We start from the raw sequence: 14,140 nt of genomic DNA on the forward strand, positions 1-14,140 counted from the left end.
CCGAACCTCAGCCCGGCACCGGACCGGCCACTCAGCGGCCCTGAGCGCCCTTGCCAGGAGAAGCACCGGCCTTCGCCAGCTCCGACTTCCGGTACGAGTACCCGAAGTACACGATGAGACCGAGCGCGAACCACACCGCGAACCGCGCCCACGTCTGCCACTGGAGGAACGTGATCAGCCAGATGGAGAAGACGACCCCGATGGCGGGCACCACCGGCATCCCGGGGCAGCGGAACGTACGCGGCAGGTCGGGCTGCTTGTAGCGCAGCACGATCACCGCGACACACACCACGACGAAGGCCAACAGGATGCCGATGTTGGTCAGTTCGGCCGCCTCGCCGATCGGCAGGAACCCGGCGATGGCGGCAGAGGCGAACCCGACGATCCACGTCACCCGCGTCGGAACGTGGCGGGTCTCGTGCGTCTTGGCGAACCACTTCGGCAGCAGCCCGTCACGCGACATGCTGAACCAGACGCGGGTGACGCCGAGCATGAAGGTGAACATCACGGTGAGGATGCCGATGATCGCGCCGACCGCGATGACGTCGGCGAGACCGCCGAGGCCCACGGACTTGAAGGCGGTGGAGAACCCGCTCTCCGGGTCGATGTCCTTGTAGCTCTGCATGCCGGTGAGGACGAGGCAGGCCAGGACGTACAGGACCATCGAGATCGCCAGGGAGTAGAGGATCGCCTTCGGCATGTGGCGCTGGGCGTCCTTGGACTCCTCGGCCGCGGTGCTCATGGCGTCGTACCCGAACACGGCGAAGAAGACCGTGGCCGCGCCCGTGAACGCCCCGCTGACACCGAAGGGGAAGAACGGTTCGTAGTTGCCCGTGTTGATGTGGAAGAACCCGACCGCGATCACCACGAGGACGACGAGGACCTTGAGGACGACCACGACCATCTCGAAGCGCGCGGCGTTCTTGATGCCGAGCGTCAGCAGATAGGCGATGAGCAGACACAGCACCGCGGCGAACAGGTCCACCTTGTGGCCGTCGCCCGTGCCGGGCGCACCCAGCATCCAGGTGGGCAACGAGGCGCCCATGTCCTCGATCAGGAAGTTGAAGTAGCCGGAGATGCCGATCGCGACCACCGCCACGATCGCCGTGTACTCCAGGAGCAGGTCCCAGCCGATGAACCAGCCCGTGAGCTCGCCGAGCACCACATAGCCGTAGGTGTACGCCGATCCCGCCTTCGGGATCAGGCCCGCGAACTCGGCGTACGAGAAGGCCGCCGCCGCGCTCGCGATTCCGGCGATGAGGAAGGAGATGAGGACGGCCGGCCCGGCCGTGCCGTTGGCCACCGTCCCGGCGAGGGTGAAGATGCCGGCGCCGATGATGCCGCCGACGCCGATCGCGGTGAGCTGCCAGAGGCCGAGCGAGCGGGAGAGCCCGCCACCCGCTCCCTCTTCGGTCTCGTCGATGTGTTCGATGGGCTTGCGGCGCAGAACGCCGTGCCCCATCCGGAGTCCCGCCATGAGCTCCACCTTTTCGCGGACGGCAGTCGGCTGATGGCGGATCATGATGGCGCAGGCGCGTGCGAGACGGAAGACGCCACACCCCTCATGGGTGTGCGGGTTCAGCAGTCCGAGGGTTGTGGGTTACGGCACCACGGTGACGGGCCAGCGGCCCGCCTTGACGAGACGTACCGCGACCGAACCGACGATCCGGTGGCCCGCCTGCTCGGAGGCCCCGACGATCACGGCGTCGGCCTTGAGGTCGTCGGCCGCGGTGACCAGGCCGCTGTAGGGGTCGCCGCGGAAGGTGTGGAACTCCCAGCGCACGTCGAATATGTCCTTCACCCGCTCGGCCGACTCCCTGATCTCGGCGATCAGTCCCTCGGCGATCTCGTCGGTCGTGTCGGCCACCGGGGCGCCGAGGGCGGCGCCCGCGGCCATCACCGGCTGGATGTAGACGACGGCGAGCAGGGCGCGCTGCCGTCGCGCGAGGCCTCCGGCATAGGCGGCAGCCCGGAGCGAGGAGTCCGATCCGTCGACACCGACGACGATCACCTTCGGGCCGTCGGTCCCGCGTTCGAACTGCTGGGAGTGGTCTTCAGTCACAGCCGAGAGGTTAACGGAGAGCACCGTTCCTGATCTTCGCTGGTCTCATCGAGTGCTTCTGTGGCCCGCCGTGGTGTTGCTGTCCGGCGTCCGCCTTCCGCCATGCGACGGATTAGTAATGAAAAAGGATCACATGACTCCAGGGCGTCGCGCACTTCTGCGCGGCGCCGCTGTCTTCGGTCTGGTCGCGACCGCCGGATGCACGGGCATGGAGCGCACGTCCACACCAGGGCCCACGGCCTCCGGTGGTTCGGCGGCCGGTGGCCCGCCCGCCGCGCGCGCCCTCAAGCCCTCCGCGTATCGCCTCCAGCCCATGGCAGGCAACGGCCCGCCGCGCGCCGCGCGCGCCCTGCCCCGCGTCCGCAAGGCGCCGATCCTGCGCATGGACGGACAGGGCCGCAGCATGTTCCTGACGTTCGACGACGGCCCCGACCCGCGCTACACCCCGGGCATCCTGAGCACCCTGCGCGAGTACGACGTCCGTGCCACGTTCTTCGTCTGCGGTGAGATGGCCGTCGACAACAAGGACCTGCTGCGCGAGATGGCCGACGACGGGCATCTGATCGGCAACCACACCTGGACGCACCCGCTCCTTCCGAAGATGAGCCGGAGCGCGATGCGCGAGGAGATCGAGCGCACCTGCGACGTCGTGGAGGAGGCAGTGGGCGAGCCCCCCGCCTGGTTCCGCGCCCCCTACGGTGCCTGGAACCGCAACGCCTTCCAACTGGGCGCCGACCTCGGCATGGAGCCGCTCGCCTGGACCGTGGACACCCTGGACTGGACCGAACCGGGCACGGGCACCATCATCCGGCGCGTACGGGCCGGTGCGGGGCCCGGGGTCGTGGTCCTCTCGCACGACGCGGGCGGCGACCGTTCCCAGAGCGTCGCGGCCCTGCGGACGTATCTGCCGGAGCTGATCGATGCGGGTTACCGGATCACGGTGCCGAGCCGCCACGAAATGTAGGGCGGAGTTTCGCCCGCCCGGTGCTGTTCCCACCGTGTGCCGCCGACGCATTCGCCGTCAGCGCACATCCACCAGGCGGGCGAAAGCGACGACGTTCCCGTCGTAACCGGACCGCTTGGAGAATCCGCCGCCGCAGGTGATGACGCGCAGTTCCGGAGCGCCCTTGTCGCTGTAGACGCGGCTGCCCGGAAAATTGTCCTTCTCGAATACTTCGATTCCATAGATCTCGAAAACCGCCGTCTTGCGGTCCCTGCGCAGGACCTCGACGCGATTTCCCTTCTTCAGTGAACCCAGGCCGTAGAAGACCGCCGGGCCCTGCTGATTGTCGACATGGCCGACGATCACGGACGTGCCCTTCTCACCCGGTGACACGGCTCCGGTGAACCAGCCAGCGAGGTTCGGGTCCTCCGCCGGCGGCGCGTCCACCCAGCCTTCCTCGTCGAGCCCGACCGGCATGACCGGCGCCTCCACCTGGATGCCCTTGATCCCCACGCGCTCGGCGGGGGAGAACGTCAGCGGCGCGACCGTCTTTCCCGCACTGTCGGGTGCCTGGTCCGCCGCGGCGGCCGAAGCGGGCTGGGGCGGGCCCACGTCGAATTCCCCTGAGCCATTCCGGATCAGCGCGAGACCGGTCAGCAGAACGAGTGCCATCACGCCCCACGGCGCGCGCTTCCGCTGCGATTCCTCTTCATCGGCCGGCTGGGACGAAGGCATTCTCTGATCCCCTCTCAACGCGGCATTCGAACCGCGTCCGTTGCGCGTACGAGAACGCTAAGCGCGGCGCGCGTGACGGGCGACAGAGCGGGAGCGAACGGGTGGCGCCCATACCGGGCATGCGCCATCCGAGTCGCGGTCGGCAGGAAATTTCTGACGGTCCGTGACCTGCGGCAATATCGGCTTGTACGTTCGCGCCTCGGCGTGTCGCCTCACCAGGACGGCCGATCGCCGAAATGCGGGTCTGAGCAGGGCAACTGAGGGTCTGTCTGGGAGGCGCTCTCGCCGATCGACCGGGGAACGGTTACCCCGGGGCGCTTTCCGCGGAGGATTCACATGCGTACTTCTCGTATGCGCACCACTCGTGCCCTCGCGGTCGCTGTCACCGCGGGTGCCGTCGTCGGCCTCGCCGCCCCGACGGCATCGGCCTGGGCCGATCCGTCCAACATCGTCGCCATGCCGAGCGTGATCCCCCGCGGGGGTCAGCTGACGGTCACGGTCGACGGCACGGCGTGCGCGGCCTCGGGCAGCAAGGTCACGTCGAACGCCTTTCCCGACACGCCCCTGCACGGCATGAACGGCGGCACGGCCAGCGCGAACCCCAGGGTCTACCACCACGCGAGTCCCGGCGCCCACAGCATCACCGTGCACTGCGGTTCCGGCGGTGCCAAGAAGATGCTCACCAAGCCCGACGCGTTCACCGTCATCCACGGCGGCGTCCGCGGTGGTCTCGGCGGCAGTAACAGCTCCGGGGCGACCGGCACCGACATGGCGATCGGCGGGGCGCTCGTGACGGTCGCCCTGGTCGGCGGCGGAGTGTTCTGGATGCGCCGCCGTTCGGAGAACGCGGGGCGCGGCATCTGACCAGGGGCCCGGCACCGGTGCGCCCGTCACTCGCACGTCGGGCGCCGGTACCCCGGGCGTGAACTGTTCCGTCTCCCTGACCGGCGCGTCCCCCTTCCGCGCCGGTCGGGCGGCGGGCGGGTCAGGAGTTGTTGCCGTCCCCGGTGCGGCGGCGCGTCCAGTGGTACGCGGTGCCGAGGGTGCCGATGATCAGGGCGCCGCCGAGGGCGATCTCATGCAGGTCGAGCCCGCCGAAGCTGCCGCCGGTTCCGGCCTTGACCCCGCGGTGGACCGGTCCTGTGGGGTGCGAGGTGGGGTGATGGGTGGGGCGGCCCGTGGCGATGGTGAGGTCCGTGGTGCCGGTCTCGCCCTTGCAGTCGAAGGTCACCTCGTACATCGCGCCGGGCTTGGCGTCGGGGAAGACCATCGCGGCGATGGAATTCTGCCCCTTGGGGATGTGCGCGTCATCGAAGACGCCGGAGGTGACCTTCGCGTCGCCCTCGCAGCCGTCCACGCTGAGCTGGACCTGGCCGCCGGCGGCGATCGTGGACGGGGTGACGCGGAAGCCGAACGAGGTGATGTTGTTGGGGTTGTCACCCTCGTCGGCGACGGCCGCCGAGGCGGTGGCGGCGCCGAGGGTCAGGGTCGTGGCAGTGAGCAGAGCGGCTGAGGCGACGCGTATCGCGCGCATGATGATTCCTCCGGGTCCCCGAGGAGCAGCCGCGGACCTTCTTCCGCTTTCACCTGATATGCACCTCGATGCCGCACACGCTAGGCAGGGACCCGGGCGCCCGCGATCCACGTCGTGCGAACGGGGCAATGGTGTGGGCCGGACAGGGGAACGGGCGGGGTGTCGTGGGCGTGTTGACGGGGTTCGGGGGATAGGGCGATCCGCACGGTCCCGGACGGTGGCCAGTCAGGAACCCGGCTCCCACACATGCGCCCCGCCGCCCCTCCACTCCACGAGGTGGGGGTCGTCCAGGGCCATGTCCGCGTCGCCGAGGCCCGCGCGGCGCAGGAACTCCACCAGGTCGTGGTCGTCGCGCGCGACACCGACGGCCTGCCCGCGCACGGAGACCCGCCGTCCGCCGTCGGAAGCGGGCGGGTGGACGATGATGGGTGTCTGCCAGGTCATGCCACCAGAGTGCGCTGTACGGGGCCGCCGCGCAGCATGGTTTACGGACCTGCGTGCGAAGCCCATCCCGGGAGGCCGGGCCACCCCCTTTCGGGGCGCGGGTCAGACGGCCGGTCGGACATGGTCGCGCCATAGGCTGGCCCCGATGATTGAGACCGTCGTGTTCGACGTGGGGGAGACCCTCACCAAAGATGACCGCTACTGGGCGTCCTGGGCCGATTGGCTCGGCGTGCCCCGTCACACCGTCTCCGCGCTCGTGGGAGGTGTCGTCACGCGGGGCCGCGACAACACCGAGGCACTGCGGCTGCTCAGCCCGGACATAGATGTCGCCGCCGCCCATCAGGCCCGCGAGGCAGCGGGGCGCGGTGAGCACCTGGCCGAGACCGACCTCTACCCCGATGTGCGCCCCGCTCTCGGCGGGCTGCGCGACCAGGGGCTGCGTGTCGTCATCGCGGGGAACCGTACCGAGCGCGTGGGCGAGTTGCTGCGGGGCCTTGATCTGCCCGCCGATCTCGTCGCGACCTCGGGGGAGTGGGGCGTGGCGAAGCCTGACCCCGCCTTCTTCGCCAAGGTGATCGAGGTGGCCCAGGCCGCCCCGGAGCAGACGCTGTACGTCGGAGACCACCCCGCCAACGACATCTACCCCGCGAAGGCCGCCGGGTTGCGGGTCGCGCACATCCGGCGTGGGCCCTGGGGCCACTGGTGGGCGGATGACCAGGCAGTCGTCGAAGCCGCTGACTGGCGAATCGACTCCCTCACCCAGGTCGCGACGGTCATCGCGGAGTGAGTGGACGTCAGAGCGGCGGCCCCGCCCGGAAGTTGAGGGCGGGGCCGCGCATCCCTCATCCCCCGAGGTTGTCGAAGAGGGCGCGGAACGGATCCGGGGTGGCCGCGACGCCGCGGCTGTAGGGGGCGTCGAAGTCCCAGATGAGGAAGAGCAGGAAGGCGATCAAGGCCGAGAACAGCCCCGCGAGAATGAGTTCGCGCGGAGTGCGGCGGATCTGCAGGGCGAAGATCATGCCGACGGTGACGAGACCGCCCGTGATGAGCCCGAACCAGACCACCCCTGGCATGGTGGCTCCGGCACTGTCACCGCGGGAGTTGCGCGCGTCGTCGGCGATCGCGACCTGGTCGACCAGCGGCTGGTAGGCCTGGGCCTCGAAGTCGGACTTGGGCTGGTAGTCGGTGACGTCGTGGCGTACACGTTCCAGGAGTTGGCCGCCGCGATCGGTGAGTTCGCCGCGGTCGGTCATCGAGTCCCACTCGGTGTTCACGACATGGCTGACATAAGCGTGTACATCCGTGCGGATGCGCTCACGGACGTCGGCCGGATAGACCCGCGCACGCTCCGACACCTCGTGCAACGCCTGGGCCTCGGTGTGCACATGGTCCTCGGCGACGCTGCGGGCCTCCCAGACACCGGCGATGGCCAGGCCAAGGACGATGGCGTACACGACGCCGATCATCATCGTCATGTACTCGATGACGTCCGGCGTCTCAGAAGCGTCGTAATCCGGGCTCGTCCTGCGGTGCCGCAGGAAGGTGACGACCAGGACGACGCCGCACGCGGCCACCATCGCGAGGGTGAGAACAAGCCATTCCGACATGGGACCTCCGACGGGTCAGCGCGGCCGCAGCGCGGCGACGGCGAGCACCGCGGGCGCGGTGACGAGCAGGGTGAGCGAGACAAGGGACGGGCCGCTGCGGGGCGGCGCCCTGCGTGCCGCGACGCGGTACGAGGGGTAACTCACCGGCTTCGGCGTGACCTTGGCCGGGGCGGACGGGGTCGGCTTCGGGCTCGGGCTCGGACTCGGCCGCGGGGGTGGGGGTGGGGGCGGCGCGGGCTCCGGAGGGGCCGGCCTGGCAGCAGGCGGTGGCGGCGTTGGTGGCGGGGGAGGCGGCGGCTCCGGCGCGGGCGGCTCCGGGCGCGGCGGCGGGGCCGGAGCGGGGGGTGGCGGCGGTGGAGGCGGGGGCGGAGGCGGCGGCTTCGGACGGCGCGTGGGGCCCGCCCGGCAGACCACTCCGTCGCCCGCGACCGCCACGGCGTCACCGCCGGATGCGTCACCGATCGAGGCGTAGGCGCAGCTGTCGGCGGGCGCGATGGCGGGCACGATGGCAGGCGCCGCGGCAGCCGCCGGCGCGCCGAGCAGCCAGGCCAGCAACAGGAGCGCCAGCGAGCGTGTGACCAGGCCGCACGAGGCCCAAATGGATCCATGCACGTCAGGGATCATCGGCAGCGAGTCGCCCTGCCACGCCGATGCCGCCCTCCTGTGACCCGAAGGGAGGAGACGCCGGGCGCGGGCTTGACGAACAGGCGGGCGTGAGCCTGGCGGCGAAAGAATCTTGAACGCCGGTTGAACACATCCGCCGTCCCCACCCGTACCTAGGGCCATGCGTGACGCACTCCGCGGCGCGACACCCAAGCAGACAGCGGGAGTTACCGATGAAGACCTGGCGAAGCGCCTCACTCGTGGCGACAGCTGCGGCCATGCTGGCGCTGACGACGGCGTGTGGTCAGGAGAAGGGGGACCAGGCGCCGAACGGGCAGAACGTCGGCAACCAGGCCCCGGCCAAGGACGGTTACGGGGCCGGGGACGGGTACGGCGCCGACACGGGCGACGCGAAGGAAGGCGCGGGGAAGGCGAAAGCCGCCGGTCAGCTCGCTGTCTGGGACAGCAAGAAGCTCGGCAAGGTCGTCACCGACAGCGAGGGTTTCACGCTCTACCGCTTCGACAAGGACACGGCCCAGCCCCCCAAGTCGAACTGTGACGGCGCCTGCGCGTCGACCTGGCCCGTCGCGTCCCCCGAAGGTGCACAAGCCCCGGCCGGAGTCGACAAGTCCCTGCTGGGCGAGGTGACCCGCACCGACGGCAGCAAGCAACTGACCATCGACGGCTGGCCGATGTACCGGTACGCCAAGGACGCCAAGGCCGGCGACGCCAAGGGCCAGGGTGTGGGCGGAACTTGGTACGCCGCCGCCCCCGACGGCAAGAAGGCCGCGCCCGCGGCCGACGAGGCCGAACCCCCTGCCGAGACCGCGCCCGTCGACCCGGCGGGGCTCTCCACCCGCAAGGACCCCAAGCTCGGGGAGATCGTCGTCGACAAGAACGGCATGACCGTCTACCGCTTCACCAAGGACTCCGCCTGGCCGATGAAGTCCGCGTGCACCGGCGCCTGCCTGGAGAAGTGGCCGGTCGTGCCGCCCGTGGACAAGAACGACACCAAGGGGATCCTGAAGAAGGGCTTCGTCGTCTTCGACCGCCCCGACGGACAGCGCCAGCAGACGATCGACTGCTGGCCGATGTACACCTTCGCCGGTGACAAGAAGCCCGGCGACACCAATGGCCAGGGCGTGGGCGGCACTTGGTACGCCGCCGGCCCTGACGGAAAACCTGTCGGCGCCCCGAAGTAGGCGTACAGGAAGCAGGCGTACAGGAAAAAGACGTACAGGAAATAGAGGTACAGAAGCAGTCGGCGTCGTCGGGCAGGTCCGAAGAAGAAGTCAGCCAAGAAGGGGGGTCAGTCAGAAGTACCTCGCGTACGGTCTACCGGTCCGTTCCTTTCCCCCTCCCGGGGAGGAACGGACCGGTTCTTTGGGTTGAAATTCGGCACTTGCCACAGGCAGTGACCGAGAACGGACGCCCAATTTCCGTTTTGACTCGCTCCCTTGGCGGACGATCAGTAGCCTCACCTTCGAACACCGGCTCGTCTCGCCTACGTCTTGGAGTCCTGATGGAGCGTCCCGCCTGGGCCCCGCAGGGCATCGACATCACGATGCCCAGCGTGTCCCGCATCTACGACTACTACCTGGGCGGTTCGCACAACTTCGAGGTCGACCGGGACGCGGCCCGCCGGGCGATGGAGTTCATGCCGGGGCTGCCCAAGATCATGCAGGCGAATCGTGCCTTCATGCGCCGAGCGGTGCGATTCGCCGTGGACGAGGGCATCACCCAGTTCCTCGACATCGGTTCGGGCATCCCCACCTTCGGGAATGTGCACGAGGTCGCGCGGCGGGCCGACCCCGAATCCCGCGTGGTGTACGTCGACCACGACGCGGTCGCCGTGGCGCACAGCCGTGCCGTGCTCGAAGGTGATGAGAAGGCGGCCGTCGTCAACGCGGATCTGCGTAAACCGCAGGACATTCTGGGCAGTTCGGAGGTCGAGGGGCTGCTCGACCTGGACCGTCCCGTCGCCCTTCTTCTCGTCGCCGTCCTGCATTTCGTGGAGGACGCGTACGATCCCTGTACAGCGGTCGCCGAACTGCGGGACGCACTCGCGCCCGGCAGTGTGATCGCCCTCACGCACGCCTCGTACGAAGGGATGCCGATCCCCGCCGAGCAGGCCGGTCAGGCCGTCGGCGTCTACAAGGACATCCGCAATCCACTGATCATGCGCTCGCGCGAAGAGATCGCGCGGTTCTTCGAGGGATACGACATGGTGGAACCCGGCCTCGTGCCGATGCCGCGCTGGCGGCCCGACACCGCGCCCGAGGAGGAGGATCCCTATGCCTTCTCCGGGTTCGCCGGCGTGGGGCGCAGGGCATGAGCGGGGACCCGGACGGCCTCGAGGACAGAGTGCGCAGGTTCGCCACCATCTGGAGCCGCGCCATCTTCCCCGTGACGGCGACGTCGCTGACCCGCCCCGAGTTCGAGCTGCAACTGGTGCCGCTGGCGCGGCGGTTGCGTGCCGCACTGCATGAGCGGATCTTCGACGCGGCCGAGGGTCAGGCGATCGGCGCGGCGCTCGTCGGCACGCACTGCACCGATCCCGAGGCGCTGAGCCGCACCCTCGACTGCGTGGACGCCTACCTCGTCCTGTACTGCGGCGACGACGGCCCGCAGGAGGAGCTGCGGGCCCGGTCCGCGCGCCTGCAGCACGCCGTGGCCGCGGGTTTCGCGGCAGCCCTGCGTGAGCGGACCCTCGCCGAGCAGGAGGCGATATCCCGAGCGGCCCTGAACGCCCGCAGTGCGGTCGCCGAGGCCCTGCACGCGAGCGAGGCACGCTTCCGCGCCGTCTTCCACGGCGCGGCGATCGGCATCGGCATCGCCGACCTCACGGGCACGGTCCTGGAGGCGAACGACGCGCTGATCCGCATGTTCGGCGGACTGGAGAGCCAGCTGCGCGGACGCAACGTCGCGGAGTGGACGCACCCGGAGGACTCGCCCCACGTGTGGAAGCTCTACGAGGAGCTGGTGCGCGGGGAGCGCGAGCACTACCGCGTGGAGAAGGCCTTCTACCGCCCCGACGGCACCGCCCTGTGGACCAATCTGACCGTCTCGCTGCTGCGTGACGCGGACGGAGTGCCGCAGTACCAACTGGCGTTGATGGAGGACACCACCGAACGCCGGCTGCTCAATCTGCGCCTCCGCTACGAGGCCACGCACGACGCGCTCACCGGTCTGCCCAACCGCACCCTGTTCTTCGAGCGCCTGGAGAAGGCCCTCGCCGCGGGCGACGGCGCACGCTTCGGGCTCTGCTATCTCGACCTCGACGGCTTCAAGACCGTCAACGACAGCCTCGGGCACGCGGCGGGCGACCGGCTCCTCGTCGAGGTCGCCGACCGGCTCCAGTCGTGCGCCACGGCCCCCGGCGAGATGGTCGCTCGGCTCGGTGGCGACGAGTTCGTGGCGCTGACCACGGGACGCGACACCGAGGCCGAGGTGGACGAGCTCGCCGGGCGCATCATGCACGCGCTCTCCACCCCGATCCGCGTCGAGGGCCGCGAGCTGACCGTGCGCGGCAGCATCGGCATCGTCGAGGGCCCGGCCGGTGAGCGTGGCGCGGCGGAGGTGCTGCGCAGCGCCGACATCACGATGTACCGCGCGAAGTCCGCGGGAGGCAACCGCTTCGAGCTCGCCGACCCCGAGGCCGACGCCCGCGCCATCACCCGGCACGGCCTGACCACCGCGCTGCCCGCCGCCCTGGAGCGTGGCGAGTTCTTCATCGAGTACCAGCCCCTGGTGCACCTGGGTGACGGCAGCGTGCGCGGGGCGGAGGCGCTGGTGCGGTGGCTGCACCCGCAGCACGGCATCATCGGCCCGGACCGGTTCATCCCGCTCGCCGAGCACACGGGTCTGATCGTGCCGCTCGGCCGCTGGGTCCTCGAGGAATCCGTCCGCCAGGCCCGCACCTGGAAGGCACGGCACAAGGACGCCGGGCCGCTGCGCGTGAACGTGAACCTCTCGCCCATGCAGCTGAAGCACCCCGGTCTGGTCTCGGACACCGTGGAGATCCTGGAGCGCGCCGGCCTCGAACCGGGCGCCCTGTGCCTGGAGGTGACCGAGTCCGCGCTGATCGGCGCCGACGACGACCTGCTCAAGCCGCTGCGGCGGCTCGCCGAGATGGGCGTGGACATAGCGCTCGACGATTTCGGCACGGGCTATTCGAACCTCGCCAATCTGCGGCGCCTGCCGGTGAGCGTCCTCAAGCTGGACCGCTCCTTCACCCAGGGCATGCAGCACTTCCCGGCCGACCCCGTGGACCTGAAGATCGTCGAGGGCATCGTGGCGCTCGCCCACAGCCTGGACCTCGCGGTCACGGTCGAGGGCGTGGAGACGGGCGCCCAGGCGGATCAGCTGCGAGAGTTGGGCTGCGACACGGCGCAGGGCTGGTACTACGCCAGGCCCGGCCCGCCGGACCAGCTGCACGAACTGGCGTTGGCCGACGCGGTGAGCTGAGGAGTACGAGGATGTCCGACGGAGTGATCCAGTGGGTGTACGCCTTCGTGGACCGGCCCAAGGACCGGTTCGCGAAGGCCCATGACTTCTGGGCGGCGGTCACCGGGACGCGGCTCTCCGCGTTCCGGGGCGAGGACGACCAGTTCGTGACGCTCCTTCCTGAGGGGGCCGACGCCTTCCTGAAGGCGCAGGCGGTCGAAGGACCCGGCGGCGCGCACCTCGACTTCGCGGTGGAGGACGTACCGGCCAAGGCGAGCGAGGCCCGCGCGCTGGGTGCCACTCCGGTCCACGCGGAGGAGGGCCTGGAGGTCCTGCGCTCTCCCGGCGGCCAGTTGTTCTGCGTGGTGCGGTGGGAGGGCGAGAAGGTCCGCCCCGCGCCGCTCGGCGCACCGGACGGGACCACGAGCCGCCTCGACCAGGTGTCCCTTGACGTGCCGCCTGCGGTGTTCGAGGCGGAGAAGGCGTTCTGGCCGGCCTTCACGGGGTGGTCCGACCGCCCGGGTTCGCGCCCGGAGTTCCACCTCGTCGAGCCGGACCCACGGCTGCCGATCCGCATCCTGCTCCAGCGTCTGGGCGAGGACGGGCCCGCCACAGCCCATCAGGACTTCTCCTGCTCCGACCTCGACGCGGACCGCGTCCGGCACGAGCGGCTCGGCGCCGAGGCCGTGTGGCGGGGCCCGCACTGGATCGTGATGCGGGACCCGGCGGGCGGCACGTACTGCCTGACGATCCGGAATCCAGCGACGGGGGATTTGACGGCCCCGTAAGGGGCGCGGGGCTGTGACATATGCGGCTCCGCCGCGTGGGCGCGACCAGCCCCCACCGGGCCCGCGGGTTCAACACGTCACCGAAGCGCCTACCGCTCCAAAAGCATCCGCTGCAGCTCCCGCGCCGCCCGTGGCGGAGCCACATCGCTGCGGTGGGCCAGTGCGATCGTGCGGTGCAGGGAAGGGCGGGCCAGCGGCGTCATCCGCAGGCCGCGCCCGGCGCGTTCGGCCACCATGCGGGGCACGACCGCGACCCCGAGCCCGGCACGCACGAAGCCGAGCACAGCGTCCATCTCGCCGCCCTCGACCGCGAACTCCGGCTCGAACCCCTCGGCCCGGCAGGCGGCGACCGTCAGCTCCCGCAGGTCGTAGCCGTGCCGGAACATCACGAGGCGCTCCCGCTGCAGATCCGCCACCCGCACAGACTTGCCGCCGAACCCCCGGACGTCCGGCGACGACACCACGACCAGGTCCTCGCGGAGCAGCTCCACGGTGGTCAGGGCCGGGGAGGGCGTGGGGAGGGGGAGCACGACGATGGCCAGGTCCAGGGCGCCGCGCGCCAGTTCGCGTACGAGGTCGTGGGAGCCGCTCTCCTCAAGCAGGAGCTGGATGCCGGGGTGCCGGTCGTGGAAGGCGCGAAGGACCTCGGGGAGCAGACCGGTGCAGACGCTGGGCGTGGCCCCCAGGCGGATCCGGCCGCGGCGCAGCTGGGCCAGCTCCTGGACCTCGATCCGCGCGGTGTCGGCGTCCGCGAGGATCCGGCGGGCCAGCGGAAGGAGCGCCTCGCCCGCATCGGTCAGCGCGATGTTGCCGCGGGCCCTGCTGAACAGTTCGGCGCCCAGCTCCTTCTCCAGGGCGCGGACCTGCTGGGAGAGCGAGGGCTGTGAGACGTGGACCTGCTCGGCGGCCCGCGTGAAGTGCCTGGTCTCGGCCACCGCGACGAAGTAGAGGAGCTGTTGGAACTGCATATACGCCAGC

15 protein-coding genes are annotated in these 14,140 nt (G+C 70.2%); 7 read left to right on the forward strand and 8 right to left on the reverse strand.

All coding sequences use genetic code 11. From position 1 onward, the window contains the following. Positions 1–31: 31 nt before the first annotated feature. Both ACZ5U5_RS12105 and ACZ5U5_RS12110 read right to left on the reverse strand, forming a co-directional pair. A complete protein-coding gene (locus tag ACZ5U5_RS12105) occupies positions 32–1,477 on the reverse strand; it encodes an amino acid permease (RefSeq protein ID WP_469019773.1) in 1,446 nt (481 codons plus the stop codon). A 123-nt stretch (positions 1,478–1,600) separates the two neighbouring features. Next, positions 1,601–2,062, reverse strand: coding sequence for a universal stress protein (locus ACZ5U5_RS12110; protein WP_469019775.1), 462 nt, complete (start codon positions 2,060–2,062; stop codon positions 1,601–1,603). A 118-nt stretch (positions 2,063–2,180) separates the two neighbouring features. On the opposite strand from ACZ5U5_RS12110, the gene ACZ5U5_RS12115 reads away from it, so the two are divergent. Then, positions 2,181–3,026: a polysaccharide deacetylase family protein gene (locus tag ACZ5U5_RS12115; protein WP_469019777.1), complete on the forward strand. Its 846-nt coding sequence runs from the start codon at positions 2,181–2,183 to the stop codon at positions 3,024–3,026. 57 nt (positions 3,027–3,083) lie between these two features. Here ACZ5U5_RS12115 and ACZ5U5_RS12120 read toward each other — a convergent pair whose 3' ends face one another. Next, on the reverse strand, positions 3,084–3,740 hold the full coding sequence (locus ACZ5U5_RS12120) for a class F sortase (protein WP_469019778.1): 657 nt from the start codon (positions 3,738–3,740) through the stop codon (positions 3,084–3,086). A 351-nt stretch (positions 3,741–4,091) separates the two neighbouring features. Here ACZ5U5_RS12120 and ACZ5U5_RS12125 point away from each other — a divergent pair, with 351 nt between their 5' ends. After that, positions 4,092–4,604, forward strand: a complete 513-nt coding sequence (locus tag ACZ5U5_RS12125) for a hypothetical protein (protein WP_469019780.1) — start codon at positions 4,092–4,094, stop codon at positions 4,602–4,604. 121 nt (positions 4,605–4,725) lie between these two features. On the opposite strand, the gene ACZ5U5_RS12130 is transcribed toward ACZ5U5_RS12125, so the two are convergent. Next, positions 4,726–5,274: a hypothetical protein gene (locus tag ACZ5U5_RS12130; RefSeq protein ID WP_469019781.1), complete on the reverse strand. Its 549-nt coding sequence runs from the start codon at positions 5,272–5,274 to the stop codon at positions 4,726–4,728. A gap of 225 nt (positions 5,275–5,499) precedes the next feature. Further along, positions 5,500–5,718, reverse strand: a complete 219-nt coding sequence (locus ACZ5U5_RS12135) for a hypothetical protein (RefSeq protein WP_469019783.1) — start codon at positions 5,716–5,718, stop codon at positions 5,500–5,502. A 145-nt stretch (positions 5,719–5,863) separates the two neighbouring features. Between ACZ5U5_RS12135 and ACZ5U5_RS12140 the strand changes: the two genes are divergently transcribed. Continuing rightward, entirely contained in the window at positions 5,864–6,505 is a 642-nt protein-coding gene (locus ACZ5U5_RS12140) for an HAD family hydrolase (protein WP_469019786.1), read from the forward strand. Between the two features lie 55 nt (positions 6,506–6,560). Here ACZ5U5_RS12140 and ACZ5U5_RS12145 read toward each other — a convergent pair whose 3' ends face one another. Together ACZ5U5_RS12145 and ACZ5U5_RS12150 are read right to left on the reverse strand one after the other, a co-directional pair. Beyond that, a complete protein-coding gene (locus ACZ5U5_RS12145; RefSeq protein ID WP_469019789.1) occupies positions 6,561–7,325 on the reverse strand; it encodes a bestrophin-like domain in 765 nt (254 codons plus the stop codon). Between the two features lie 15 nt (positions 7,326–7,340). Continuing rightward, on the reverse strand, positions 7,341–7,937 hold the full coding sequence (locus ACZ5U5_RS12150; protein ID WP_469019792.1) for a hypothetical protein: 597 nt from the start codon (positions 7,935–7,937) through the stop codon (positions 7,341–7,343). 224 nt (positions 7,938–8,161) lie between these two features. On the opposite strand from ACZ5U5_RS12150, the gene ACZ5U5_RS12155 reads away from it, so the two are divergent. The 4 genes from ACZ5U5_RS12155 (at position 8,162) to ACZ5U5_RS12170 (ending at position 13,162) form a co-directional block, all read left to right on the forward strand. Further along, positions 8,162–9,130 (forward strand): SCO0930 family lipoprotein, encoded by a 969-nt coding sequence (locus ACZ5U5_RS12155; RefSeq protein WP_469019793.1) that lies wholly within the window; start codon positions 8,162–8,164, stop codon positions 9,128–9,130. 320 nt (positions 9,131–9,450) lie between these two features. Continuing rightward, complete coding sequence (locus tag ACZ5U5_RS12160; RefSeq protein ID WP_469019796.1) at positions 9,451–10,263, forward strand: SAM-dependent methyltransferase; 813 nt, start codon at positions 9,451–9,453, stop codon at positions 10,261–10,263. Beyond that, positions 10,260–12,395: a putative bifunctional diguanylate cyclase/phosphodiesterase gene (locus ACZ5U5_RS12165; protein WP_469019798.1), complete on the forward strand. Its 2,136-nt coding sequence runs from the start codon at positions 10,260–10,262 to the stop codon at positions 12,393–12,395. The genes ACZ5U5_RS12160 and ACZ5U5_RS12165 overlap by 4 nt, the downstream gene beginning before the upstream one ends. 11 nt (positions 12,396–12,406) lie before the next feature. Then, positions 12,407–13,162 (forward strand): VOC family protein, encoded by a 756-nt coding sequence (locus ACZ5U5_RS12170; RefSeq protein ID WP_469019800.1) that lies wholly within the window; start codon positions 12,407–12,409, stop codon positions 13,160–13,162. Between the two features lie 89 nt (positions 13,163–13,251). On the opposite strand, the gene ACZ5U5_RS12175 is transcribed toward ACZ5U5_RS12170, so the two are convergent. Continuing rightward, positions 13,252–14,130, reverse strand: a complete 879-nt coding sequence (locus ACZ5U5_RS12175; protein WP_469019802.1) for a LysR family transcriptional regulator — start codon at positions 14,128–14,130, stop codon at positions 13,252–13,254. Positions 14,131–14,140: the final 10 nt, after the last annotated feature.

The sequence above is a fragment of the Streptomyces sp. NPDC033177 genome, from assembly GCF_055577715.1.